A 21,918-nucleotide genomic window follows, 5' to 3' on the forward strand; every position below is an offset into this window, starting at 1 on the left:
ACCAGACAGACACGCGTCAGATTGTTCTTCGCGCAACCAAGAGCGATAGACTGCCCGTCACGTTGACCAGATCTCACGCCCGCGACAACGTACCCACACGAGTGCCGGCAGTCGTCAAGCCCGGCATCGGGGATGCTTGTAAGCCGCCGATCGACGTCCGTGGACGCTGCTTTGCTTCGGTGGCTTTCAACAGTCAGGCTGCGTGACTCCTTTGCCGTCAGCGACCGAGCGCCCCATCCATCAACAGTGAGCCAATGATGCCTCATCGATCGCATCCAGGCAGCGGTTTCCTCACGGACCATTCGCAAGACTTCTCGCTGATCCTCGGAGGTCCGGTCTTCCGGCTCCTGCGTCGGGCCCATTTGACCGGCAACAAGCTGGAATTTGCGCCACGGCGCACTTTGGTGATCTCGCTGTTTTGCTGGCTTCCGCTTCTCGCCCTTTCGCTCTTCGAGGGAGACGCACTTCACGGCCGCGTGCCGGTTCCGTTCCTGTTCGACGTGGAGGTCTACACCCGCTTCCTGCTCGCCATTCCACTCCTCCTGGAGGCCGAGATTATCGTGCACCGGCGCATGCGCTTCATTGTGAAGCAATTCCTGGAGCGCAACTTGATACCGGAAAATCAAATGTCGCGGTTCGACTCGGCGATCGAGTCGGTCGTTCGACTCCGCAACTCCATGCTCGCTGAGGTGCTGCTATTCCTATTCGTGTACATCGTCGGAATCCTTGTCATCTGGCGACATTACATCGCACTCGACACGGTCACTTGGTACGCGAAACCGGCCGTTGGCGGCGCGCAGCTTTCACTCGCCGGAATGTGGTTCAGCTACGTAAGCCTCCCGATCTTCCAGTTCCTGCTGTGCCGCTGGTACTTCCGAATGTTCATCTGGGCGCGCTTCCTCTGGCAGGTCTCGCGCATTGAATTGAGCCTGATGCCGACACACCCGGATCGCGTCGCGGGCCTGGGCTTTCTGTCGGACATCCTTTACGCGTTTATCCCGCTCCTGCTGGCCCATGGCGTTCTGCTTGCCGGTGTTCTCGGCAACCGCATCTATCACCTCGACGCCAGACTGTCTGACTTCGTGCTTGAAATCCTGTCGCTTGTCGTCTTTCTCGAGTGCGTCACGCTTGGCCCCCTGCTGGTTTTCGCCTCCCAACTTGCTCACGCCAAGCGGCAGGGTCTTCGGGAGTATGGCACGCTGGCCGAGCGCTACGTGCGCGAGTTTGACGCGAAATGGATGCACGGAACACCATCGAACGAACCATTGGTCGGCAGTAGCGATATTCAATCACTCGCCGATCTGGGCAATAGCCTGGAGGTGGTGCGGACAATGCGTGTTGTCCCCTTCACCAAGGAAACAATCTTGCAGCTGGCCATCGTAACGGCTTTGCCGGTGCTCCCGCTCTTGCTGACGATGATTCCCCTGGAGGAGCTGGTGAAGAAATTGTTGGGAATCTTGTTCTAGCCGGACGGTCCTACGAACGTTCGAGGTTTCCGCGGGTAATCTCAACGTCTGCCCGCATCATTTGGCGGCTGGCCTCCGCATCACTGCGCTGCGATAACTGCCCTCACTAACGATTCAACAGATCAGGCGACGCCGCAATGCCCACACCACTCCTGTCCGACCCCGTTGCCCGCGCCACCTCCCCGAGCACGGGACACGCACCGCCCGACGGCTTTGCCGATCTCGTGCCTGAGCTCAGCGTTTCGAACATCGAGGCCAGCCTGTCGTTCTGGCGCGACCTGCTCGGCTTTGCGATTGCCTATGACCGTCCCGATGCCCGATTTGCCTATCTCGTCAGGGGGCGCCTCCAGGTGATGCTGTGCGAATTGAACGGCCGCTGGGAAACCGCCGAGATGCAGCGCCCATTCGGTCGCGGCATTAATTTACAGATGGTCGTCGACCGCATCGATCTGATCCTGAAAGCGCTCGACGGTGCGAAATGGCCGCTCTACGAGCCGCCAAATGAAGCTTGGTATCGCGCCGGCGACCTCGAGGTTGGGCAGCGCGAGTTTCTCGTGCAGGATCCCGACGGCTATTTGATCCGCCTCGTCGAACGCCTTGGGACACGCGGGCCGTCGTGACGCGCACCTGGGCTTTGGTGCCGTCGACCACTGCCCAGATCTGCAGGGAAACATGGCCGCGGCTGCGGCCCATCAGGGTCGCAGAGTTACCCGAGTTCGGCCCTTGCGATGTCGTCCCCTTCAGCCAGCAATGTCACCCCGCCGAGCGTCTGCGACGGGCGCTCCCCGAACATTGCCAGGTAATATTGCGCGAACCGGCCGAGCTCATAAAAGCCCTGCCCCATCGCGACGGCAGCCACGGTGACCGAACCGGGCGCGCTGTCGCGCAGGATGGAATGAACCGCGCAAAGCCGCTTGTGGCGGAGGAAGCTGACCGGGCCCAGGCCGAAAACCTCCTGAAAGGCGCGGTGCAGGGTACGCCGCGATACGCCGAGCGCAGCGCAGATCTCCGCCACATGCACCGGGCGGTTGCCGGCCGCGTCGAGATGCTCTTCGACCCGACGGATCAGCCGCCTTGCCGACGGCAGCCAACCCTCGTCGTCGGGCGGCAGCGCCGACATGACATTCGCCGCCATACATTCGACGATCGATCGTTTCCAGAAATCGGCCGTGGAGGGCGTCAGGCCGCCGCTGTGCGTGCGCAAATGCGACATGATCCGGACCAGGCGGCGCGAGGCAATCGCGCCGGTCTCGATATCCGCCCGGAAATGGCCGCGGCTGCGCCAGGTGTCGGGATCGCTCAACCGCGCTTCACCGCCGAATAGCGAAGTCACCTCGCCAAGATCGAACCGCATGGCGGCATAAGCAGATGCGCCGTGAAAAACCCCGTCATGCTCCAGCAGCGGCGGGATCACCAGCACGTCGTTGAGCTGCATGTCGAACGACCAATGCGCGACGCGCTCTTCGGCCGACAGCAGCATTCCGATGATCAACTTGTCATCGCTGGAGACACGTTGCGTGCGCATGCCGACGTTGAAGGTGCCGATGCTGAGCGAGAAATCGTCGATGCCGACATGGGACAATGTCCCGCGCAAACGCCCGCGGCCGAGCTGCATCACGTCGACATGAGAGCCGTGGACGGCCTGGTGAAGGCCTTCAAAACCGTCCAGCCTTTTCGAATCAACCAGAAGGAATTGCCCCATGGCTGTACCCTGTTATGGAAGCGCGACAATTCTGCGGCAACCGACAGTACAATACCACCGCAAGGCGAGGTGGATGCGACAATCTGCCTTGGCATTTTGAGTCAAACGCTAGGGAATCCCGGCGAGACAATTGCTTGCGGAGTGCCGCAATTGCCCGGATTTGCAGCATGACTTGATTAAGCCTCGCCTCGCTTGCGCGTCCTGGCACAATTTGCACATCACAGCCGGTCAATCTTCGGATACCTTTTGCAACCTCAGCGATATCGATCGAACGCGCTTTGCGGATGGCAGAGTGCACGCGGCAATGACGTGCCGTGTGCCCAAAAGCGTGCGCGCAAAGGAAAGAGATGTTGACGCAATGATGCGTCGTCCCTTCCCGAGCGCCAAAAAAGAGGAGGACCAGACAATGTGTCCAACATGCCCGGGAACGTGCCGTCGTCTGCTGAAGTCCGCGCCGTAGCGTCAGCTGGAATACGCGTATTGGAGTTTCCAACGATGCTGCGGGCGGATCTGACTCACTGCGAGTGGTTGCCGGATGACGCGAAGACCGGCGAGATGGTCTTCATCCCCGGCGGAACGTTTCGCATGGGATCCGACCATCATTACCCAGAGGAAGCGCCGAGCCATCGCGTCTTCGTCGACGGCTTCTGGATCGATCGGACGCCTGTTACCAACAGGCAGTTCAAGCAGTTCATCGACGCAACAGGCCATGTCACTGAGGCCCAGATCATTCCTGACGCGAAGGACTATCCCGGAGCGCTGAAGGAGATGCTCTACGCGGGATCGCTGGTGTTCTCGCCGCTGCCCCGCATCACCGATCTCACCGACTGGAGCCAGTGGTGGTCGTTCGTGCGAGGCGCGAACTGGCGCCACCCCTACGGCCCCGGCAGCAACATCAAAGGCCTCGACGACCATCCGGTCGTGCATGTCTCCTTTAGCGATGCCGCCGCTTATGCGCGCTGGGCAGGCAAGGAGCTGCCGACGGAAGCCGAATGGGAATTCGCTGCGCGCGGCGGGCTCGAGGGGGAAGAGTTTGCCTGGGGCGATGCCCTTATGCCCGGCGGCAAGCACATGGCCAACATCTGGCAGGGCAACTTCCCTGTCCGGAATCTCGGCGAGGATGGGTACGAGCGTACCTCGCCGGTCATGGCCTTCCCGCCCAACGGCAACGGCCTCTACGACATGATCGGCAACGTCTGGGAATGGACTTCGGACTGGTGGTCGGCCCGGCACTCAGCCGATGCCGCAAAGCCCTGCTGCATTCCGCAAAACCCTCGCGGGGGCCGCGAGGATGCAAGCTACGACCCTCGCCTCCCCGACATCAGGATTCCCCGCAAGGTTCTCAAGGGCGGCTCGCATCTCTGCGCACCGAACTATTGCCGCCGCTATCGCCCCGCCGCGCGCCACGCCGAACCGGTCGACACCTCGACCAGCCATGTCGGCTTCCGTTGTGTCGCGCGCACGCCCCTCGTCATTCACCGCGAACAAGAAGGATCTGCTGCAACATAGGGAGTGTTGCATGAGCAGCGAGTTGGAGAACAACACCAACTCGAAAATACTGGCGGAGGCGCTAGCGCAGCTCCGATGACCGGAGAACCGACAAAGCGGCAATTCAGCATCGGCTTCCAGACATCGATCATCACGGTGTTCGTGGGCGTGGTGCTGCTTGTCGGCTTGACCCTGGTCTATCTCAGCTTCGCGCGGGTGACATCGATCACGCGGACGGCGGCGCGCGGCTTCATCGAGAAGGTGGCGCAGCTCGGTGCTGACCATGTCGACGAGCGGTTCAAGACCGTACGCGACAATCTCGACATCCTCTCTGGCCTGCCGGCGATTCAGGGGGCAGAGATCGCCGACAATACGCGGCTCTACGCCCTGATGGCGGCGATGCTGCGCAACAATCCGCAGCTGTTCAATCTCTATGTCGGCTATGAGGACGGATCGTTCATCGAGATGGACGTGATCGACCGCGCCAGGCCAGCGTTCAGAACGGGATTGAAGGTCGATCAGGACGCAGCGTTCCGGCTGGTCGTGGTCGCGCGGACGGCGGGAGCAGCGCCGGTCACGCAATATCTGTCGGAGAACCTGATCGAGGTCGCGGAGGTCCCCGGCCCCACCGGCTACGACCCGCGGCAACGGCCCTGGTATGTCGAGGCGTTCAAGAACGACAAGACGCTGCTGACAGGGCCTTACGTGTTCTACGCCACGGGCGAGCCCGGCTACACGCTGCGCACGCCCTTGAAGGAAGGCCGCCACGGCGTCGTCGCCGGCGACGTCCTGCTTAACCGGTTCGAGGCGATGCTGGCGGAACAGAAGCTCGGGCAATCCGGGCAAGCGTTCCTGTTCAACGATGCCGACCGCATCGTCGGCCATCCCGAGATGACCCGTCTCATGACGGAGATTCCCGAACGACAGGACGACCTGCCGCAGGTCGGCGCGCTGAAGCTGCCGGGGCTGGTTCCGATCATCCGCTCCTGGCGCGACGGCGGGCCGGCCCAGCAGTTCTTCGACGATCAGGCCGGCCGCACCTATATCGCGGCGGTCCACCGGCTCGACACCACCGGCTCGGCCAATGTCCGGCTCGCGATCATCGCGCCGCTCGACGAGTTTTATGCCCGGATCATCAACGAGCGCCGTACCCTGTTCGCGCTGGCGCTCGCCTTCGTCGGCGCCACGCTGCCGTTTGCATTCTGGCTGGGATCGCGCATGGCCGAGCCGCTGCGCAAGCTTGTCCAGGAGACCGACGCGATCCAGCGCTTCGACCTCGCGGAGCGGCCCCGCATTCGCTCCGCCATCGCCGAGATCGAGGAACTCGGCCGCTCGGTCTTCACCATGCGCAGCGTGGTCAGCAGTTTTGCCAGCTTCATCCCGCGCCCGATCGTACGGCAGCTGATCGAGACCGGCGCCTCGCTCCGCCTCGGCGGCACCAGGCGCGAGGTCACAGTGCTGTTCACCGACGTCGCCGACTTCACCGCAAAGACCGAGCGGGCCGACCCGTCGCAGGTGATGATCTACACCTCGCGCTATTTTGCGGTCCTCTCGGACGAGATCATGCGGCACCGGGGCACGGTCGACAAATATATCGGCGATGCCGTGATGGCGCTCTGGAATGCGCCGGCTGACGATCCTGACCATACCATCAACGCCTGCCGCGCCGTTCTGGCGTGCCTTGCCGCGAACGAGGCGCTCAACAAGCAGTTCCGGCATGAGAGCTGGCCGCCTTACGACACCCGGTACGGCCTGAATGTCGGCGACGCCGTGGTCGGCAATGTCGGCTCCAGCGACCGCATGAACTACACTGCGCTCGGCGCCACCGTGAACCTGGCCTCGCGGCTCGAGGGCCTCAACAAGAACTACGGTACGCATGTGCTGGTCAGCGCCGCCGTACGCGAACGCGTCGGCCATGCGTTCCTTTTCCGCAGCGTCGACAGCATCACCCCGAAAGGGTTTGCCGAGCCGATCGAGGTCAGCGAACTGCGCGGCGAACTGGCGCAGGCCGACGCGAGCGAGATCGCGATGTGCAGACACTGGGACGAGGTCTTTGCCTCGATCGCACAGGATGGCCCGGCGGAGACTACCCTGGTCCGGCTCTCCGGTTTCCTGCACGACTATCCCAGAGACAGCGTCGCACAATTTCATGCGACGCGGTTTCGCAACGCTGCCCAGGGGACGAGCGCGGAGGCGTGACCTGAGGGTTTACCTGGCAGCGGTCGGGTAAACGCCTTCCGTGAACACCACAGGCGTTCCCTTGGCGACGCTGGCAGCTACCCGTTCGGCATCCCAGTTGGTCAGGCGTACGCAGCCATGCGATTGTCCCTTGGAGATATTTTGCGGCGACGGCGTGCCGTGGATGCCGTAGCCGTCGGCGGACAGATTGATCCACATCGTGCCGACCGGATTGTTCGGCCCGGGCATGATCTTGAAGGGTTTTCGGGAATGAACGCCCTTGAAATGATAGGCGGGATTGTAGCGATAGGTCGGGTTTGGATCGATCTCGGTGACCTTCAGCGAGCCTGACGGCGACGGCTTGTCCTCGCTGCCGACACTCGCCGGATAGAACCCGATCAGCGCATTCGACTTGTCGAACAGTTTTACGGTTTGCCTGACCTTGTCGATCTCGACCCTGTCGGCCTTGGCAGGCGTAGCGCCCTCGCCTGCGTCGACCACGGCGATGGTCTCGCCGGCGCGATCGAAGTGACGCCCCGGATTGAGCGCCGCCAGCAGCTGCTCGCTCATGTGAAACCTCTCGGCCAGCTCCTCGCGCGGACTGGTGTAGCCGAGCTTCGGAATGTCCTTCATGTCTTCCATCTTCGACGGAAGCCTGCGCAGGAACGGGCCTGAGACGTCCTTGTCGGTGATGGTGTAGGTCGTCATCGGCGACCGCGCGTCCGCCTGGAGCGCCTTCCAGACGTCATCCGTCACCTGATCCGAAGCAGGCACTTGCCGCGCTTCGGCATAGGCGCGAAGCGCCTTCCTGGCATTCTCGCCGAATCTGCCGTCGATCTCGCCGGGAGAGAAGTGCGCCCGGTCCAGCAGGACCTGAAGACGCACCCCGGCCGGGGTCGGCTTCTCGTTCGACAGGGTCTTCTTCGAAGGTTCGGCGGACGCGATGGCGGCCGCGTCCATTGCCGCGGCGAGCGCCGGTGGGGCCACAAGGGCGGAGAATGCAACGGCAAGAGCAACCTTCATTGCTGGCATGTTCCAGCTCCGACGGGATTCGTTCGTCGGATTGGCAACTCGGCTCGACGGCGGAAGTTTCCAGTTTTTCCTGAACCGCGAGTGCCGGTCAGGCGGCGCGCCGCCCAGCCATCTCCGCCGCGAGCAGTACCGCGGCGCGGCTGGCGCCTATCGATGCGACGCCCTGGCCTGCGATGTCGTAGGCGGTGCCGTGTGCGGGCGTGCAGATCGGAAACGGGAAGCCGCCGAGCAAGGTGACGCCACGATCGAACCCCATCAGCTTCATCGCGATCTGGCCCTGGTCGTGATACATCGTCAGCACCGCATCGAAGGCGCCTGCCTTGGCGCGCAGGAACACGGTGTCGGCCGGAAACGGCCCGTCCACGGCAATGCCGTCGCGCTGGCCGGCTTCCACCACCGGCGCAATGACATCGATTTCCTCTCGGCCGAAATTGCCGCCGTCGCCGGCGTGCGGATTGAGGCCCGCGACCGCAATGCGCGGCCGCGCGAACCCGGCATTGCGCATGCAGGTATCGGTCAGTTTCAGCGCGCGCTGGATGCGCTCGCTCGACAGTTTTGCGGCGACGTCCTTGAGCGGAATGTGCGAGGTCACGCGTGCATTCCAGAGCTCGCCCAGCACGTTGAATTCGCTGGCCGGCGTCCGCAAGCCCACCACCTCCGCGGAGAAGGCGATCTCGTCGTCATACTCCGAGCGCGCGAGCCGCATCGCCGCCTTGTTGAAGGGCGTGAAGCAAACGGCATCGACCCGGCCATCCCTGCCAAATTCGAGCGCCCGCTTGTAATTGGCCAGCGCAAACTGGCCGCCCGCAAGGCTCGCCACGCCGCGCTCGATCCGCGCGGGTTCGAGGTGGCCGAGATCGAGGAATAGCGTATCGCCTGTGAGCTCATCGAAATCGGCGCCCTGCTCCACCGCCGTCAGTTCAGGCGCGACACCTGCGACCTTCGCGCCCGCGTCGAACACGCGGCGGTCGCCGATGACCACGAGCCGGCACCGTGCGCGGATATCATCCTGCGTAACGAGTTTTGCCGTCAGCTCCGGACTGATGCCGGCAGGATCTCCCATCGCCAGCGCAATCAGCGGCTTTCCGGTCATATGATCACCTTTTCCTGGGTCGTCGTTTCGATGCTGGCGGGCTTGCGGAAAATGCGCGCGAACAGCTGCAACGCCAGCGGCAACAACAGCAATGCGATCCCGGCGATCACGAGGCACGTCACCAGCTTGTTGGCGAAGAAGATGCCGAGGGATCCCTTGGACATCAGCATCGACTGTCGGAACGCATCCTCGGCCTTGTCGCCGATGACGATGGCGAGCACCAGCGGCGCCAAGGGATAGAACAGCTTCTTGAAGAGATAGCCGACGACGCCGAAGCCCAGCATCATCACCACGTCGAGATAGGAATTCGAAACCGAATAGGCGCCGACGACGCAGATGATCACGATCAGCGGCGCGATGACCACGAAGGGAATCCGCATCAGGGCGGCGAACACGGGCACGGTCAGCAGCACCAGCGCGACCGCGACGATGTTGCCGACATACATCGAGGCAATCAGGCCCCAGACGAAGTCTTTCTGGTCCACGAACAGCATGGGACCTGGATTGAGGCCCCAGATCATCAGCCCGCCCATCATGACCGCCGCAGTCGCCGAGCCGGGAATGCCGAGCGAAAGCATCGGCAACAGCGCGCTGGTGCCCGCGGCGTGATCGGCCGTCTCGGGCGAGATGATGCCTTCGACCTCGCCGGTGCCGAAGTAACGGCCGCGGCGCGAGAAGCGGCGGCCGATACCGTAGCTCATGAAGGAGGCCGCGGTCGGGCCGCCCGGAGTGATCCCCATCCAGCAGCCGATCGCCGCGCTCCGCAGCAACGCAACGCTGTGGCGTGGCAGGCGGCCGACCGCACGGAACACCTCCAGCCAGTCGATCTTCGAGGAAACCGCACGGGCGTGAAACTCCTCCTCGACCGCGACCAGCAGCTCGCCAATGCCGAACAGGCCCATCACCGCGACGACGAAATTCACGCCCTTGACGAGTTCGTCGATGCCCATGGTGAGACGGACGCTGCCGGAGACGGTGTCGATGCCGATGGCGGCGATCGCAAAGCCGATCGCGAGCGCGACGACGGTCTTGATCGGCGCCGCGCCGCCCATGCCGACAAAGCTGGCAAAGGCCAGGAAATAGACCGCGAAATATTCCGCCGGACCAAACGCGAGGGCGACCTGCGCGACCCATGACGCCAGGAAGGTAATCAGGATGACGCCAACAAGCGCACCGAACGCGGCCGAGCCGAAGGCGGTGGCCAGCGCCGTGGTTGGCCTTCCGTCGCGCGCCATCGGATAGCCATCGAACGTGGTGGCGACCGACGACGGCTCGCCGGGGATGTTGAACAGGATCGAGGTCACGGATCCCCCGAACAGCGCGCCCCAATACATGCTGGAGAGCAGGATGATCGCCGAGACCGGCTGCATGCCAAAGGTCAGCGGCAGCAGCAGCGATACCCCGTTCGGCGCGCCGAGCCCTGGCAACACGCCGACGAGAATGCCGAGCAGAACGCCGACGACCATCAAGGCCAGATGCGGCACGGTAACCGCGATGGTGAAGCCGTGGAGGAGCTCCGAGAGATTATCCATCGCGCTCCCCTCAGAACCCCAGCGCCGCGGCGAGCGCGCCGTGCGGCAGCGACACCTGGAACATGCGCTCGAACACGACATAGAGCGCGAGCGCCGTGGCCGCCGCCGTCACCGCCGATAGCAAGACAGATCGATGCCGCGGGATTGCGAGCACCGCGAGAACATAGGCCGCCGATGCGACATACATCCCGAGCAGCGGGATGGCGGCGACGAAGATTGCCGCCGGCACGAACAGGCCCGCCAGTCGTCGCAGCTCGATCGACGTGATGGCAACGGGAACGCTCGCCAGCGAAGCCGCCGGCATCACGCCGCGCGTCAGATTGTAGAGACTGCCGGCGACGATGATGATGCCAGTCAGGAACGGAAATGTGCCTGACTCGACACCCTCGGTCGACCAGCCGATGCCGTTGTCCAGGCTCTGGACCGCCACAGCGACGCCAAAGCTGCCGGTGAGGATGGCGGTCGCAAGTTCGAGGGCGCGGCGTGAGATCATGGAAGGCTCCTGATCCTCACTTGACCAGCCAGCCCTGCTCGCTTGCCACCTGTTTCACGTGCTCGAGATCCTCCTTGATGAACTTGTCGAACTCGGCACCGGTCAGGAACGTGTCGACCTGGGAGGTCTTCTCGATGTAGTCCTTCCATTCCGCTGTCGCCTGCACCTTCTTCATGAGGTCGACATAGTAGGCAGCCTGCTCCGGCGTGACCTTGCCGGGCAGCCAGACCGTCCGCGGCTGCTCATATTGCTTGATGTCAAGTCCCTGCTCGACGCAGGTCGGAACGTCGCCCCAGCCTTCGGTGGCCGTGATCTTTGGACCTTCCGGCAGGTGCTTCGGGCTGAACACGCAGAGCGGACGCTGCGTGCCGCCGCGCCACTGCCCCAAGCTCTCACTTGGATTGTTGACGTGGGAATCGAGATGCCCGCCAGCGAGCTGCACGGCAGCCTCGGCGCCGCTCTTGAAGGGAATATAGGTAAGCTTGACGTGCCCGGTCTTCTCGATCATGCGCGTCAGCACCTCGTCGGTGTCCTTGGACTGCGCGCCGCCCATCTTGAAGTCGCCTGACGCAGCCGCCTTCAGATAGTCGCCGGCGGTTTTGTAGGGCGCGTCCTGTTTCACCCAGAGCAGGAACTCGTCCTGCGCCATCGCCGCGATCGGGGTGAGGTCCGTGTAGTTGAAGGCGACCTTGGAGACGAGCGGCTGCTGCCAGGCGTTCGAGGTGCCGAAGATCACCTTGTAGGGATCGCCGGCGGAGGCCTTGCCGTAGACATAGCCTTCGGCGCCGCTGCCGCCCCCCTTGTTGACGACGACGATTGGTTGATCCGTCAGCTTGTACTTGGTGATGATGTTTTGCACCGCGCGGGCGAGATTGTCGGTGCCGCCTCCGGGACCGGCGGTCGCCACGAACTCGATCGGCTTCTGCGGCTGCCACGCCGCGAACGCAGGCATCGGGCCTGCGAGCACGGCTACGCTGACGGACAACAGGAAGAGAGACGTCCCACGCATGATTTCCTCCAACTGATTTTTTCTGTTTGCTAGATCAATCGTCTCGACGTCCGCTCAGGCGACGCGTTCTTCGCGCTCCCCTGCGGCCGAGACGATTGCACCTTCTTGCTCGAGCGCTTCGATTTGCGCCTGGTCGAAGCCGTGCTCGGCCAGCACCTCGCGCGTATGTTCGCCATAGACAGGCGCGCCTGATGCGACCTTGCCCGGGGTCTCCGAGAATTTGACCGGCAGCCCGATCGTCTTGACCGGGCCAAGCGTGGAATGCTCGACCTCTACGACCATCTCGCGCGCCAGCGTCTGCGGATCGCTCAAAGCCTCGAGCATGTTGTGCACAGGGCCGCAAGGCACGCCCTTCTCGTCCAGCGCCGCGAGCCAGTGCGCGCGCGTCTGCGTCCGGAAACGTTCACTCAGGACAGCTTCGAGCTCTTTCAAATTCGCCATGCGGTCGGCGCCAGTGACGAAGCGCGAATCGGCGGCGAGTTCGCTCGCGCCGAGCGCTTCCAGCATCAGCAGCCAGTGCTTCTTGTTGGCGCCGCCGACCACGAGCCAGCCGTCGGACGCCTCGAACGCCTGATATGGCGCATTGAGCGGATGGGCCGAACCCATCGCGCGCGGCGCGGTGCCGGCGGCGAGCGCAATGGTCGATTGCCAATAGGTCTGCACCAGCGCGGCCTCATAGAGCGACGTCTCGACCCACTGCCCCTCCCCGGTCTTCAGGCGATGCGTATAGGCGGCGAGGATGCCCATGCTAGCGAGCAGGCCGGCGGTGATGTCTGATAGCGGCGGGCCGCATTTTACCGGCGGGCCATCGGGACGTTCGCCGGTGAAGCTCATGATGCCGCTCATGGCCTGCGCGACAAGGTCAAAACCGCGGCGGTGTTTGTAAGGGCCGGTGCGACCGAAACCAGACAGGGAGCAATAGATCAGAGATGGAAACTGCTTGTGCAGCTCTTCGTAGCCGAAACCCAGCCGTTCCATCGCGCCCGGCGCAAAATTCTCGACCAGCACGTCGGCGTCTGCGATCAAGCGCCGCAACACCTCCTTGCCGCCATCGGTCTTGAGATCCAGCACGATGCCCCGCTTGTTGCGGTTCATCATCAGGAACGAAGCGGCCTGGTCACCAATTTTGGGCGGCACCGAATGGCGGGTGTCGTCGCCGTTCGGCCATTTCTCGATCTTGATGACGTCGGCGCCCATGTCGGCGAGCATCAAGGTGCAGGTCGGCCCCGCCATGACGTGGGTGAGATCGATAACCTTGAGGCCGGCAAGCGGGCCGGAGCGGCGTGAGGCGGATTGCGAACGATCGCTTTGCATCGGGGCGTCCTATTGTCCGCGCCACTGCGGGGCGCGCTTGCTGAGGAAAGCATCGAGCCCTTCGCGAAAATCCTGGCTCGTGTAGCACATCAGGATGAGGTCTTCGCCTTCGTCCCGCGTCAGCCGCCGTTGCAGGCGGGCGACCGCCTGCTTGGTCGCGTTCAGCGTCAGCGGCGCATGGCTGGCAACGAGGCGCGCGACCTCGTCGGCGCGCTTGTCGAGCGCCGCAAGGTCCTCGACGACCTCACCAAGCAGCCCGATTCCTGCTGCCTCGGCTGCATCGACCAGCCGCGCTGTGAAGATCAGATCCTTGACCCGCGCCGCCCCGATCAGCGCAGTGAGACGGCTGACATTGGACATCGAGAGGCAATTGCCGAGCGTCCGGGCAATGGGAAAGCCGATCTTGGTGCTCGATGTGCCGATGCGCAGGTCGCAGGCGGCGGCAATGCCCGCCCCGCCGCCGGTGCAGAAGCCGTTGATCGCGGCGATGGTGGGCACCCGGCATTGTTCGAGCGTGGTGAGCACCCGATCGATCCGGTTCTCGTAGTCGATCGAGTCCTGCGGCGTTTTGAACTCGCGGAACTGGTTGATGTCGGTGCCTGAGGCGAAGGCCTTGTCGCCGGCCCCGCGCAGCACGAGCACCTTGATGGACCTGTCGTCATTGGCCTGCTCGCAAATCGCCGCGAGCCGCTCATACATGGCGAAGGTGAAGGCGTTGCGCGCCTGCGGGCGGTTGAACGTGATCAGTCCGATCCCGTCCCTGCATTCAAAAACGAGGTCGTCCGCCGCTACGGCTTGGTCCATTTCCTCGATCCCATCTGTTTTTGCATTTTTGAATGCAAAAGTTGTGATTTTCAAGATATAATTACCTAACTTTCGTCTATTGGATCATTTTTGAATTCAAAAATAGAGATGTCCCATGCTGCATGAGGAGGTCGTTGGCCGCATCCGCGACATTCTGCTCGACGGCGAGATCCCGCCGGGCGCGCGGATTCCAGAGCGCGAGCTGTGCGAACGGCTGGAGATCTCGCGCACGCCGCTGCGCGAAGCGCTCAAGGTGCTGGCGGCCGAGGGCCTCGTTCAGCTGCTGCCGCATCGCGGCTCGCGCGCGGCAAAGCTGACCGACAAGGACATGCGCGACCTCTTCGAGGTCTGCCAGGGCCTCGAGGCGCTGGCGGGCGAGCTCGCCTGCGAGCGCATCACTGATCGCGAGATTGCGGACATTGCCGCGGCGCACGCCGCCATGGTGCAGCATTATCGCGAAGGCGATCTGATCCAGTATTATCGCGGCAACCGCGCCATCCACGAGGGGATCGTCAACGCCGCCGGCAATCCCGTGCTTGCGGGGCTCTACGCATCGGTGACCGCGCGCATCCGCCGCGCCCGCTACGTCACGCCGATGACGCCACAGCGCTGGGCCCTCGCCGTCAGCGAGCACGAAGCCATCCTGAACGCACTCCAGCGCCGCGACGGCGCCGGCCTCTCGCACATCTTGCGCGCGCATCTGCGCCACAAGCGCGAAGAGGTCTTGCAGGCGGGCTTTGCGGAAACGGAATCGAGCGAGCCCACGCTGAAGATTGCGTGAGGCGGCCTCCCTCGCCTGCTAGGCGCGGTTGCCGAACAGACCGAGCGTGACCGACCGCAGCCAGCGGTGGGCGGGATCGCGATGGTAGCGCTCGTGCCAGTATTGGGCGATCTCGATCCGCGGCAATGCGACCGGCGTCTTGAACACGGTCATCCCGAGCGGTTCGGCGAGGATCGCGGCAAGGTTGGCGGGCAAGGTCGCAACCCCGTCGGTTTGCGAGGCGACGATCGCACCGGCAATGAAGCTCGGCACCTGCAACAGGATATTTGTGCGCGCGATTGCGCGCGTCAGCACGCGCTGCGTTTCGAGATGGGCCGCATGCCCGGTCTCGGACGCGGTGATCAGGATATGGTTCTCGTCGAGGAATCCCCGCCGCGTGCGCGCCGCCGACGGCCTCGGATGGCCGCGCCGCACGACGCTTGCGTAGCCGTCGGAATAGAGCCGCTGCGAGCGAAGATGCCCGGCCGCGCGCGGCAAGGCGCCGAGAGCAAGGTCCGCCTCTCCCGACGCCAGCTTGACGGCAAAGTGCCGGGAATCGAGCGGGATTGCGCGCACCTGGACATGCGGCGCGAGTTCGGAAAGACGCGCGACCAAAGGCGGCAGGAACCGCACCATGCCGACGTCGGTCAGAAGCAGACTGAAGGTCTTCTCGGATTTCGCGGGATCGAACGGCAGCCGCTCCTGCCAGAGCCGATCCGCCATCTCGAGCAGGGCGCGGATTTGCTCAGCCATCTCGACGGTACGTGCCGTCGGCTGCACGCCGCTGCCGCGCCGCACGAACAGGGGATCGTCGAAACGCAGCCGCAGGCGCGCCAGCAGCTTGCTGATCGCGGGCTGCGTCGTCTCGAGGCTCACGGCCGCGCGCGTGATGCTGCCCTCGCGGATCAAGGCGTCGAGCACGCGCAAGTCGCGGAAGTCGATCCCGGAAGATTCCATTGTTGGCATGTGAAACATTCCCTGGCGGCCATGGATTGAGCTTCGCGCTTTGCTATCCTGTCGTCAATCGAACGGTCGAAAGACCGCAGCCGACACGGAGGACGCCATGACCAAATTCGTGATCGAGTCTCACTTCCGCCTGCAGGAATGGGTGGCCGAGGAGAAGGGCTACTTCCGCGATGAAGGGCTCGATTACGAGTTCCGCGAGCTGATCCGCTCGACCGAGGGCCAGCACCACAACAAGGTCAATGAAGGTGCCTTCCAGAGCATCGAGAAGGGCCGCAAGGCCGACGTCAGCTGCGCCTGCCACTGGACCGTCAACGTCGCCGCCTCGAACGGTCACGCCAAGCTCTACGCCGACGTCTATTCGGTCGCACCTTCAGGCATCTTCGTTCCCGCGGATTCGACGATCCGCACACCCGCCGATCTCGCCGGTGTACCGATCTCGGTCGGCTTCCAGTCAGGCAGCCATTATTCGACGATCCAGGCGCTCGAGCCGTATCTTGCGCCCGGCCAGATCAATCTCACCTTCGAGGACGGCATGCTCTTCCGGCGGATGGAGCTGCTGTTCGAAGGCAAGAGCGAGGCAGCCTCTTTATTCAACGGCCCCTATTATTTCGCGGAGCAGCTCGGCTATCGCAAGATCATCGATACGACGTTCATGATCGCGTCCATGATCAATGGCGATCCGGCGCCCGAAGACATCAAGCGCTACTTCCGCGCGCTGAGGAAGGCTCAGCGCGACATCGACCTGCGTCCTGAGCTGTTCACGCACTACTACAAGAATGAATTCCCGGACCGCTTCCACGCAGCCATGGACACCAGGCGCTGGGGCCCGGGCGAGCGCATCGTGTTCGAACCCTATACGCGCGAAATCTACGAGCAGTCGTTCGACTGGATCGAGAAGCACGGGATCTTCAAGGACGGTACGATGGGGGACGGCAGCTACGACAAGGCAACGGTGGCGTTCGGGAGAATTTGAGCGCTCGTTAGCAGCCGAGCTTGTCGGCGATGCCGCCAAAATCCTTCGCGATGATGTCCCAATTGCCAGTCGCGTCGAAATCGACCTTCTGCAACGGCCCGTACTCAGTCGGCCGCGCGACGAACGCGGTCTTGAGACCGTACTTCTGCGCAGCGGCGAGATCGCCATTGTGGGCGGCGACCATCATCACCTGCTCGGGCTTGAGGCCGAGAAGCTTTGCGGCGCCGAGATAGGTTTCGGGATCGGGCTTGTAGTGCTCGAACAGCTCGGCCGACATGATGAGGTCCCAGGGCAGGCCTGCGAACTTCGCCATGTTGGTGAGCAATGCGACGTTGCCGTTCGACAGCGGCGCGATCACGAATTTGGTCTTCAGCCGTGTCAGGCCGGCGACGCTGTCGGGCCAGGGATTGAGGCGGTGCCAGCCCTTGGTGAGATGATCGAGATCGGTATCGGTGAGGCCCTTGATCGCGAACTTCTCGACCAGCTTTTCCAGCGAGCGGCGATGCAGATCGTCGAGCATGACATAACCGCGCTCGGGATGCTCACGTACGTCCTGCATCGAGGCGACATACATGCCGCGCCAGCCATCGACGAGCGCGGTCCAGTCGGCGTTGATGCCGCGGCCCTTCCCCCACCACATGAAGTCGGTGATCAGGCTGGTGCGCCAGTCCACGACGGTACCGAACACGTCGAAGATCAGGGCTTTGACGGCGGAGAGATCGGACATGGGCGCTTCCCCTGATTATTCTTGTTGTCGTTCCGGGGCGCGCAGAGCGCGAACCCGGAATCCAGAAGTTGTGGCGCGAGATTCCGGGTTCTCCGGGCCGCGCGCTTCGCGCGGTCCCGTCGCCCCGGAATGACGGAGGCACCTAGTCCAAATGGAACTTCGCGAGCTCGCGGTGTTCGGCCTTGATGTAGCGCACGGTGCCCGTGACGGAGCGCATCACCACCGTCTCGGTCTCGATTACGCCGTCCTTGCGGAATTTGACGCCCGACAGCAGTGAACCGGTCGTGACGCCGGTGGCGGCGAACAAGCAGTCGCCGCGCGCCATGTCCTCGATGCCGTAGATCATCTTGGGATCGTTGACGCCCATCTTGGCGGCGCGCTCGATCTTCTCACCGGAATCGAGGATCAGCCGGCACTGCATCTGGCCACCGATGCAGCGTAGCGCCACGGCCGCGAGCACGCCTTCCGGCGCGCCGCCAGTGCCGAGATACATGTCGACGCCGGTGTTGTCAGGGTCGGCGGTGTGGATCACGCCGGCAACGTCGCCGTCGGTGATGAGGCGGACGGCAGCGCCGGTCGAGCGCACGCTCTCGATGATGCTGGCATGACGGGGACGGTCGAGCACGAGCACAGTGATGCCCTCAGGCTTGACGCCCTTGGCCTTGGCGAGACGGCGGACGTTTTCGGCCGGCGATGCGTCGAGCTCGACGACACCCTTGTCGTAGCCCGGACCGATCGCGAGCTTCTGCATGTAGACGTCGGGCGCGTGCAGCAGCGTGCCGCCGTCGGCCATCGCCATGGTGGCGATCGAGCCCGGCATGTTCTTGGCGCACAGCGTGGTGCCTTCGAGCGGGTCGACCGCGATATCGACCTCGGGGCCGGCATTCACGCCGACCTTCTCGCCGATGAAGAGCATCGGCGCTTCGTCGCGCTCGCCCTCGCCGATCACGATGGTGCCCTGGATCGGCAGCTTGTTGAGCTCGCGGCGCATCGCGTCGACGGCGGCCTGATCGGCGGCCTTCTCCTGCCCGTGCCCGCGCAGCCGCGCCGACGACACCGCCGCCCGCTCCGTCACGCGCACGATCTCCAGCGTGAGAATGCGCTCGAGCAATGCTTGCGGCGGCACTGAAATATGGGTCGACATCGGCTAACTCCTTCGAAACGTTTGAGACGGAAATCTCCGTCCGCATCAACTCGTAACACCCACAGTTCGTTCGAACCGTGTCAGTTCTTCTCTATCCGTATGACCTGCGGCCGCCCGCTGATCACCTTGTCCTTCTGCACGGCGGAAAGCGCGCGGCGCACGGCGTCCTCATGCGTGGCGTAGGTGATCAGAATGACGGGCACGGGGACCGCCTTGCCGTCGGCCGGCGCAGCGCCGCCATTGGGATGACGCTGCACGATCGACTCGATCGAAATCTTCTGCTCTGCGAGCCGGGTCGCGATTGCAGCCGCGGTGCCCGGAAAATCGCGCGCCAGCAGGCGGATGTAGTAGCCGCCTTCGTGCCGCTCCATCGGCGCCTTCTTGGTGTCGCGAAGCTGCGCGATCGGCCGGCCGAACGGGTTGGCGCGAATGCCGCGCGCGACGTCGGCGATATCGGCAACGACAGCGGATGCGGTCGCAGCACCGCCTGCACCGGGGCCGACCAGCGTGATCGGCGGAATACCCTCGCCATCGATCGTGACCGCATTGGTGACACCCATCACCTGCGCGATCGAGGATGTCTTGGGAACCATGGTCGGATGCACGCGCTGCTCGATGCCCTTGGCGGTGCGAACGGCAACGCCGAGCAGCTTGACGCGGTAGCCGAGATCAGCGGCCGCGCGAAGATCTTCCGGTGCGATGGAGGAGATACCTTCGACATACACCGCGCTTTGAGCAACTTTCGTGCCGAAAGCGAGGCTGGCGAGGATCGCAAGCTTCTGCGCGGTGTCGTGGCCATCGACGTCGAAGGACGGGTTGGCTTCGGCATAGCCGAGCCGCTGCGCATCCTTGAGGCACTCGGCGAACGACAGGCCCTCCTGCTCCATCCGCGTCAGGATGTAATTGCAGGTGCCGTTGAGGATGCCGTAGACGCGGTTGATGCCGGTTCCGGCAAGACCTTCACGTAATGTCTTGATGACGGGGATCGCCGCGCCGACCGCTGCCTCGTAGTTCAGCGCACCGCCATGCTTTTCAGCGGCCTTTGCCAGCTTGATCCCGTGCTTGGCGAGCAGCGCCTTGTTCGCCGTGACAACAGATTTGCCGGCGCTCAGCGCGGCTTCGACCGCCGAGAGCGCGGGATCGCCGGCGCCACCCATCAGCTCGACGAAGCAGTCGACCTCCGGATGCGTGGCGAGGGCAAGCGGATCCTTCACCCATTCGACGCCGCGCAGGTCAATGCCGCGCTTCTTGGCCTTCGAGCGCGCGGTGACGGCGACGACGCGAATGCCGCGGCCGCTGCGGCCCGCAAGCACGCGCGCCTGCGTTTCGATCAAACGGACAACTTCGGCACCCACGGTGCCGAGCCCCGCTATGCCCACTTTCAGGGGTGCAACCATGATGCTTCGGTGAACCTGCAGAAGAGAATTAGCGCCTGGTGGCGAGTGGAACGACGTTGTGCAACGTTTCGATGCCGCTTTCAAGGAAGCGGCGCACTCCGCGCGCGGCCTGCCTGATCCGTTGCTCGTTTTCCACCATGGCGATGCGGACATATCCTTCACCATGCTCGCCGAAGCCGACGCCGGGCGAGACCGCGACGCCTGATTTCTCCACCATCAGGGTTGCGAACTGCATGCTGCCGACGCTGCGGAAAGCCTCCGGAAGCGGCACCCAGGCGAACATCGAAGCTTCCGGCGGCGGAATTTCCCACCCCGCCCGGCCGAATGATTCCACCAGCGCGTCGCGGCGCTTGCGATAGGTGTCGCGCATCTCCTTGATGCAATCATCAGGACCGTTCAGCGCCGCGGTTGCGGCGACCTGCACGGGCGTGAAGGCGCCGTAGTCGAGATAGGATTTGACGCGGGCGAGCGCTGCGATGACGCGGTCATTGCCGACCGCAAAGCCCATGCGCCAGCCAGCCATCGAATAGGTCTTCGACATCGAGGTGAACTCGACGGTGACGTCGATCGCGCCGGGCACCTGGAGCACCGAGGGCGGCGGATTGCTCTCGTCGAAATAGACCTCGGCGTAAGCGAGATCCGACAGGATCAGGATCTCGTGCTTCTTCGCAAACGCCACGAGGTCCTTGTAGAAATCGAGGCTCGCGACATAGGCGGTCGGGTTCGAGGGATAGCAGACCACGAGCGCGAGCGGCTTCGGAATCGAATGCACGATCGCGCGCTCCACCGCCTCGAAGAATTGCGGCGTCGGCTCCGAGGGCACCGAGCGGATCACGCCGCCCGCCATCAAAAAGCCGAAGGCATGAATCGGATAGCTCGGGTTCGGGCAGAGGATGACGTCGCCGGGCGCAGTGATGGCCTGCGCCACGTTGGCAAAGCCTTCCTTGGAGCCTAGCGTCGCCACCACCTGGGTGTCGGGATTAAGCTTCACGCCGAAGCGGCGCTCGTAATACGCAGCCTGGGCCCGGCGCAGGCCGGGGATGCCGCGGGAGGCCGAGTAGCGGTCGGTGCGCGGCTTGCCCAGCGTCTCCTTGAGCTTCTCCAGCACGTGTGGCGGGGCCGGCAGATCCGGATTGCCCATGCCGAGATCGATGATGTCGGCGCCGGCATTCCGCGCGGCCGCCTTGGCCCGGTTGACCTGCTCGAACACGTAGGGCGGTAGGCGGCGGATGCGGTAAAACTCTTCCATGGGTCCAGACATAGGTTCTTGGGGCTCCGGGCAACCGGTCAGGACAGAATCGAGGGGCAATGTCCGTCCCTTCGAGGAGACATCGCCCGACACTCGAAAATCACTCAAAATCAAACACTTGGAGCAATTCTCGGCGACAAGGACTGAACTCCTTCGCCCTGACTCTCGGCTGAATTGAAGTCTTTTAGCACGGAGTGGCGGAGGCGCCAGAGATTACGTTGCGCCGCGCGATGGCCGTCCCGCTCCCGTTCGCCGGCCCTGACTTTGTTTTGCGCCGCTGACTTGGCTGCCGCTATTTTCGTAGCCCTATTTGGCATCCTTGGCGGCGACGGCCTGGCGGTCGCGCGCAGCTGCAAGCTCGGCCTCGATCTTGGCGCGTTGGTCCGGCGGGATGATTGCCTGATCACGGTCAGGTGGCAAATCGTGCACCGGCAAATAGGCGCCGGGCTCCTTGGGGTGAGCAGCCGTGTCGGCCGCGGACATGTCCGCGAGCTGGCTCGAACAACCGCCCAGGGCGAACGCTGCCATGAGCAGCGCGCAGCCTACAAGCCGCGACTTTTGCAGGTCCCATAACGCCAACACTTGGGAATT

At 63.7% G+C, this 21,918-nt stretch carries 20 protein-coding genes; 6 read left to right on the forward strand and 14 right to left on the reverse strand.

Going from position 1 to position 21,918, the window contains the following annotated elements:
* The first annotated feature begins 257 nt into the window (after nucleotides 1–257).
* A complete protein-coding gene (locus L6639_RS00175) occupies nucleotides 258–1,466 on the forward strand; it encodes a hypothetical protein (protein ID WP_237857974.1) in 1,209 nt (402 codons plus the stop codon).
* Nucleotides 1,467–1,603: 137 nt separating this feature from the next.
* Nucleotides 1,604–2,086: a bleomycin resistance protein gene (locus tag L6639_RS00180; RefSeq protein WP_237857975.1), complete on the forward strand. Its 483-nt coding sequence runs from the start codon at nucleotides 1,604–1,606 to the stop codon at nucleotides 2,084–2,086.
* Nucleotides 2,087–2,172: 86 nt separating this feature from the next.
* Here L6639_RS00180 and L6639_RS00185 read toward each other — a convergent pair whose 3' ends face one another.
* Nucleotides 2,173–3,168, reverse strand: coding sequence for a helix-turn-helix domain-containing protein (locus tag L6639_RS00185; RefSeq protein ID WP_237857976.1), 996 nt, complete (start codon nucleotides 3,166–3,168; stop codon nucleotides 2,173–2,175).
* A 495-nt stretch (nucleotides 3,169–3,663) separates the two neighbouring features.
* Between L6639_RS00185 and L6639_RS00190 the strand changes: the two genes are divergently transcribed.
* Together L6639_RS00190 and L6639_RS00195 are read left to right on the forward strand one after the other, a co-directional pair.
* Nucleotides 3,664–4,677 carry a formylglycine-generating enzyme family protein gene (locus tag L6639_RS00190; RefSeq protein WP_237857977.1) on the forward strand — a complete coding sequence of 338 codons (1,014 nt, stop codon included), beginning with the start codon at nucleotides 3,664–3,666 and terminating at the stop codon, nucleotides 4,675–4,677.
* A 75-nt stretch (nucleotides 4,678–4,752) separates the two neighbouring features.
* Nucleotides 4,753–6,855 carry an adenylate/guanylate cyclase domain-containing protein gene (locus tag L6639_RS00195; RefSeq protein ID WP_237857978.1) on the forward strand — a complete coding sequence of 701 codons (2,103 nt, stop codon included), beginning with the start codon at nucleotides 4,753–4,755 and terminating at the stop codon, nucleotides 6,853–6,855.
* Nucleotides 6,856–6,864: 9 nt separating this feature from the next.
* Here the strand turns inward: L6639_RS00195 and L6639_RS00200 are convergent, their stop codons facing one another.
* The 7 genes from L6639_RS00200 to L6639_RS00230 form a co-directional block, all read right to left on the reverse strand.
* On the reverse strand, nucleotides 6,865–7,866 hold the full coding sequence (locus L6639_RS00200; protein WP_237857979.1) for a L,D-transpeptidase family protein: 1,002 nt from the start codon (nucleotides 7,864–7,866) through the stop codon (nucleotides 6,865–6,867).
* A gap of 88 nt (nucleotides 7,867–7,954) precedes the next feature.
* Nucleotides 7,955–8,959 carry a 4-hydroxythreonine-4-phosphate dehydrogenase PdxA gene (locus L6639_RS00205; protein ID WP_237857980.1) on the reverse strand — a complete coding sequence of 335 codons (1,005 nt, stop codon included), beginning with the start codon at nucleotides 8,957–8,959 and terminating at the stop codon, nucleotides 7,955–7,957.
* A complete protein-coding gene (locus tag L6639_RS00210; RefSeq protein WP_237857981.1) occupies nucleotides 8,956–10,491 on the reverse strand; it encodes a tripartite tricarboxylate transporter permease in 1,536 nt (511 codons plus the stop codon). The genes L6639_RS00205 and L6639_RS00210 overlap by 4 nt, the downstream gene beginning before the upstream one ends.
* A gap of 10 nt (nucleotides 10,492–10,501) precedes the next feature.
* Complete coding sequence (locus tag L6639_RS00215; protein ID WP_237857982.1) at nucleotides 10,502–10,984, reverse strand: tripartite tricarboxylate transporter TctB family protein; 483 nt, start codon at nucleotides 10,982–10,984, stop codon at nucleotides 10,502–10,504.
* A gap of 16 nt (nucleotides 10,985–11,000) precedes the next feature.
* Nucleotides 11,001–11,993, reverse strand: a complete 993-nt coding sequence (locus tag L6639_RS00220) for a Bug family tripartite tricarboxylate transporter substrate binding protein (protein WP_237857983.1) — start codon at nucleotides 11,991–11,993, stop codon at nucleotides 11,001–11,003.
* Between the two features lie 54 nt (nucleotides 11,994–12,047).
* Nucleotides 12,048–13,307 (reverse strand): CaiB/BaiF CoA transferase family protein, encoded by a 1,260-nt coding sequence (locus tag L6639_RS00225; RefSeq protein WP_237857984.1) that lies wholly within the window; start codon nucleotides 13,305–13,307, stop codon nucleotides 12,048–12,050.
* Between the two features lie 9 nt (nucleotides 13,308–13,316).
* Nucleotides 13,317–14,111: an enoyl-CoA hydratase/isomerase family protein gene (locus L6639_RS00230; protein ID WP_237857985.1), complete on the reverse strand. Its 795-nt coding sequence runs from the start codon at nucleotides 14,109–14,111 to the stop codon at nucleotides 13,317–13,319.
* A 115-nt stretch (nucleotides 14,112–14,226) separates the two neighbouring features.
* Between L6639_RS00230 and L6639_RS00235 the strand changes: the two genes are divergently transcribed.
* Nucleotides 14,227–14,892, forward strand: coding sequence for a GntR family transcriptional regulator (locus tag L6639_RS00235; protein ID WP_237857986.1), 666 nt, complete (start codon nucleotides 14,227–14,229; stop codon nucleotides 14,890–14,892).
* Between the two features lie 18 nt (nucleotides 14,893–14,910).
* On the opposite strand, the gene L6639_RS00240 is transcribed toward L6639_RS00235, so the two are convergent.
* The gene (locus L6639_RS00240) at nucleotides 14,911–15,837 is read right to left on the reverse strand and encodes a LysR family transcriptional regulator (protein WP_237857987.1); all 927 of its coding nucleotides are present in this window, start codon (nucleotides 15,835–15,837) and stop codon (nucleotides 14,911–14,913) included.
* Between the two features lie 97 nt (nucleotides 15,838–15,934).
* Between L6639_RS00240 and L6639_RS00245 the strand changes: the two genes are divergently transcribed.
* Nucleotides 15,935–16,810: an ABC transporter substrate-binding protein gene (locus L6639_RS00245; protein ID WP_237857988.1), complete on the forward strand. Its 876-nt coding sequence runs from the start codon at nucleotides 15,935–15,937 to the stop codon at nucleotides 16,808–16,810.
* A gap of 7 nt (nucleotides 16,811–16,817) precedes the next feature.
* Here the strand turns inward: L6639_RS00245 and L6639_RS00250 are convergent, their stop codons facing one another.
* From L6639_RS00250 to L6639_RS00270, 5 genes are all read right to left on the reverse strand, one after another.
* Complete coding sequence (locus L6639_RS00250; RefSeq protein ID WP_237857989.1) at nucleotides 16,818–17,537, reverse strand: haloacid dehalogenase type II; 720 nt, start codon at nucleotides 17,535–17,537, stop codon at nucleotides 16,818–16,820.
* Nucleotides 17,538–17,679: 142 nt separating this feature from the next.
* Nucleotides 17,680–18,681, reverse strand: coding sequence for a class II fructose-bisphosphatase (gene glpX / locus L6639_RS00255; RefSeq protein ID WP_128952004.1), 1,002 nt, complete (start codon nucleotides 18,679–18,681; stop codon nucleotides 17,680–17,682).
* 80 nt (nucleotides 18,682–18,761) lie between these two features.
* Nucleotides 18,762–20,078 (reverse strand): homoserine dehydrogenase, encoded by a 1,317-nt coding sequence (locus L6639_RS00260; protein WP_237857990.1) that lies wholly within the window; start codon nucleotides 20,076–20,078, stop codon nucleotides 18,762–18,764.
* A 28-nt stretch (nucleotides 20,079–20,106) separates the two neighbouring features.
* Complete coding sequence (locus L6639_RS00265; RefSeq protein ID WP_237859368.1) at nucleotides 20,107–21,327, reverse strand: LL-diaminopimelate aminotransferase; 1,221 nt, start codon at nucleotides 21,325–21,327, stop codon at nucleotides 20,107–20,109.
* Between the two features lie 306 nt (nucleotides 21,328–21,633).
* Nucleotides 21,634–21,909, reverse strand: coding sequence for a hypothetical protein (locus L6639_RS00270; protein ID WP_237857991.1), 276 nt, complete (start codon nucleotides 21,907–21,909; stop codon nucleotides 21,634–21,636).
* Nucleotides 21,910–21,918: the final 9 nt, after the last annotated feature.

This window comes from Bradyrhizobium zhengyangense (assembly GCF_022012555.1).
Classification (GTDB): domain Bacteria; phylum Pseudomonadota; class Alphaproteobacteria; order Rhizobiales; family Xanthobacteraceae; genus Bradyrhizobium; species Bradyrhizobium zhengyangense.

Excerpts from the sequence above, each read along its gene's own strand:
- L6639_RS00245 (WP_237857988.1), top strand. The coding sequence starts at position 15,935 with ATGACCAAATTCGTGATCGAGTCTCACTTCCGCCTGCAGGAATGGGTG.
- L6639_RS00190 (WP_237857977.1), top strand. The coding sequence starts at position 3,664 with ATGCTGCGGGCGGATCTGACTCACTGCGAGTGGTTGCCGGATGACGCG.
- L6639_RS00195 (WP_237857978.1), top strand. The coding sequence starts at position 4,753 with ATGACCGGAGAACCGACAAAGCGGCAATTCAGCATCGGCTTCCAGACA.
- L6639_RS00250 (WP_237857989.1), bottom strand. The coding sequence starts at position 17,537 with ATGTCCGATCTCTCCGCCGTCAAAGCCCTGATCTTCGACGTGTTCGGT.
- L6639_RS00185 (WP_237857976.1), bottom strand. The coding sequence starts at position 3,168 with ATGGGGCAATTCCTTCTGGTTGATTCGAAAAGGCTGGACGGTTTTGAA.
- L6639_RS00225 (WP_237857984.1), bottom strand. The coding sequence starts at position 13,307 with ATGCAAAGCGATCGTTCGCAATCCGCCTCACGCCGCTCCGGCCCGCTT.
- L6639_RS00175 (WP_237857974.1), top strand. The coding sequence starts at position 258 with ATGCCTCATCGATCGCATCCAGGCAGCGGTTTCCTCACGGACCATTCG.
- L6639_RS00230 (WP_237857985.1), bottom strand. The coding sequence starts at position 14,111 with ATGGACCAAGCCGTAGCGGCGGACGACCTCGTTTTTGAATGCAGGGAC.
- L6639_RS00260 (WP_237857990.1), bottom strand. The coding sequence starts at position 20,078 with ATGGTTGCACCCCTGAAAGTGGGCATAGCGGGGCTCGGCACCGTGGGT.
- L6639_RS00200 (WP_237857979.1), bottom strand. The coding sequence starts at position 7,866 with ATGCCAGCAATGAAGGTTGCTCTTGCCGTTGCATTCTCCGCCCTTGTG.
- L6639_RS00220 (WP_237857983.1), bottom strand. The coding sequence starts at position 11,993 with ATGCGTGGGACGTCTCTCTTCCTGTTGTCCGTCAGCGTAGCCGTGCTC.
- glpX (WP_128952004.1), bottom strand. The coding sequence starts at position 18,681 with ATGTCGACCCATATTTCAGTGCCGCCGCAAGCATTGCTCGAGCGCATT.
- L6639_RS00240 (WP_237857987.1), bottom strand. The coding sequence starts at position 15,837 with ATGCCAACAATGGAATCTTCCGGGATCGACTTCCGCGACTTGCGCGTG.
- L6639_RS00235 (WP_237857986.1), top strand. The coding sequence starts at position 14,227 with ATGCTGCATGAGGAGGTCGTTGGCCGCATCCGCGACATTCTGCTCGAC.
- L6639_RS00180 (WP_237857975.1), top strand. The coding sequence starts at position 1,604 with ATGCCCACACCACTCCTGTCCGACCCCGTTGCCCGCGCCACCTCCCCG.
- L6639_RS00205 (WP_237857980.1), bottom strand. The coding sequence starts at position 8,959 with ATGACCGGAAAGCCGCTGATTGCGCTGGCGATGGGAGATCCTGCCGGC.
- L6639_RS00210 (WP_237857981.1), bottom strand. The coding sequence starts at position 10,491 with ATGGATAATCTCTCGGAGCTCCTCCACGGCTTCACCATCGCGGTTACC.
- L6639_RS00215 (WP_237857982.1), bottom strand. The coding sequence starts at position 10,984 with ATGATCTCACGCCGCGCCCTCGAACTTGCGACCGCCATCCTCACCGGC.
- L6639_RS00265 (WP_237859368.1), bottom strand. The coding sequence starts at position 21,327 with ATGGAAGAGTTTTACCGCATCCGCCGCCTACCGCCCTACGTGTTCGAG.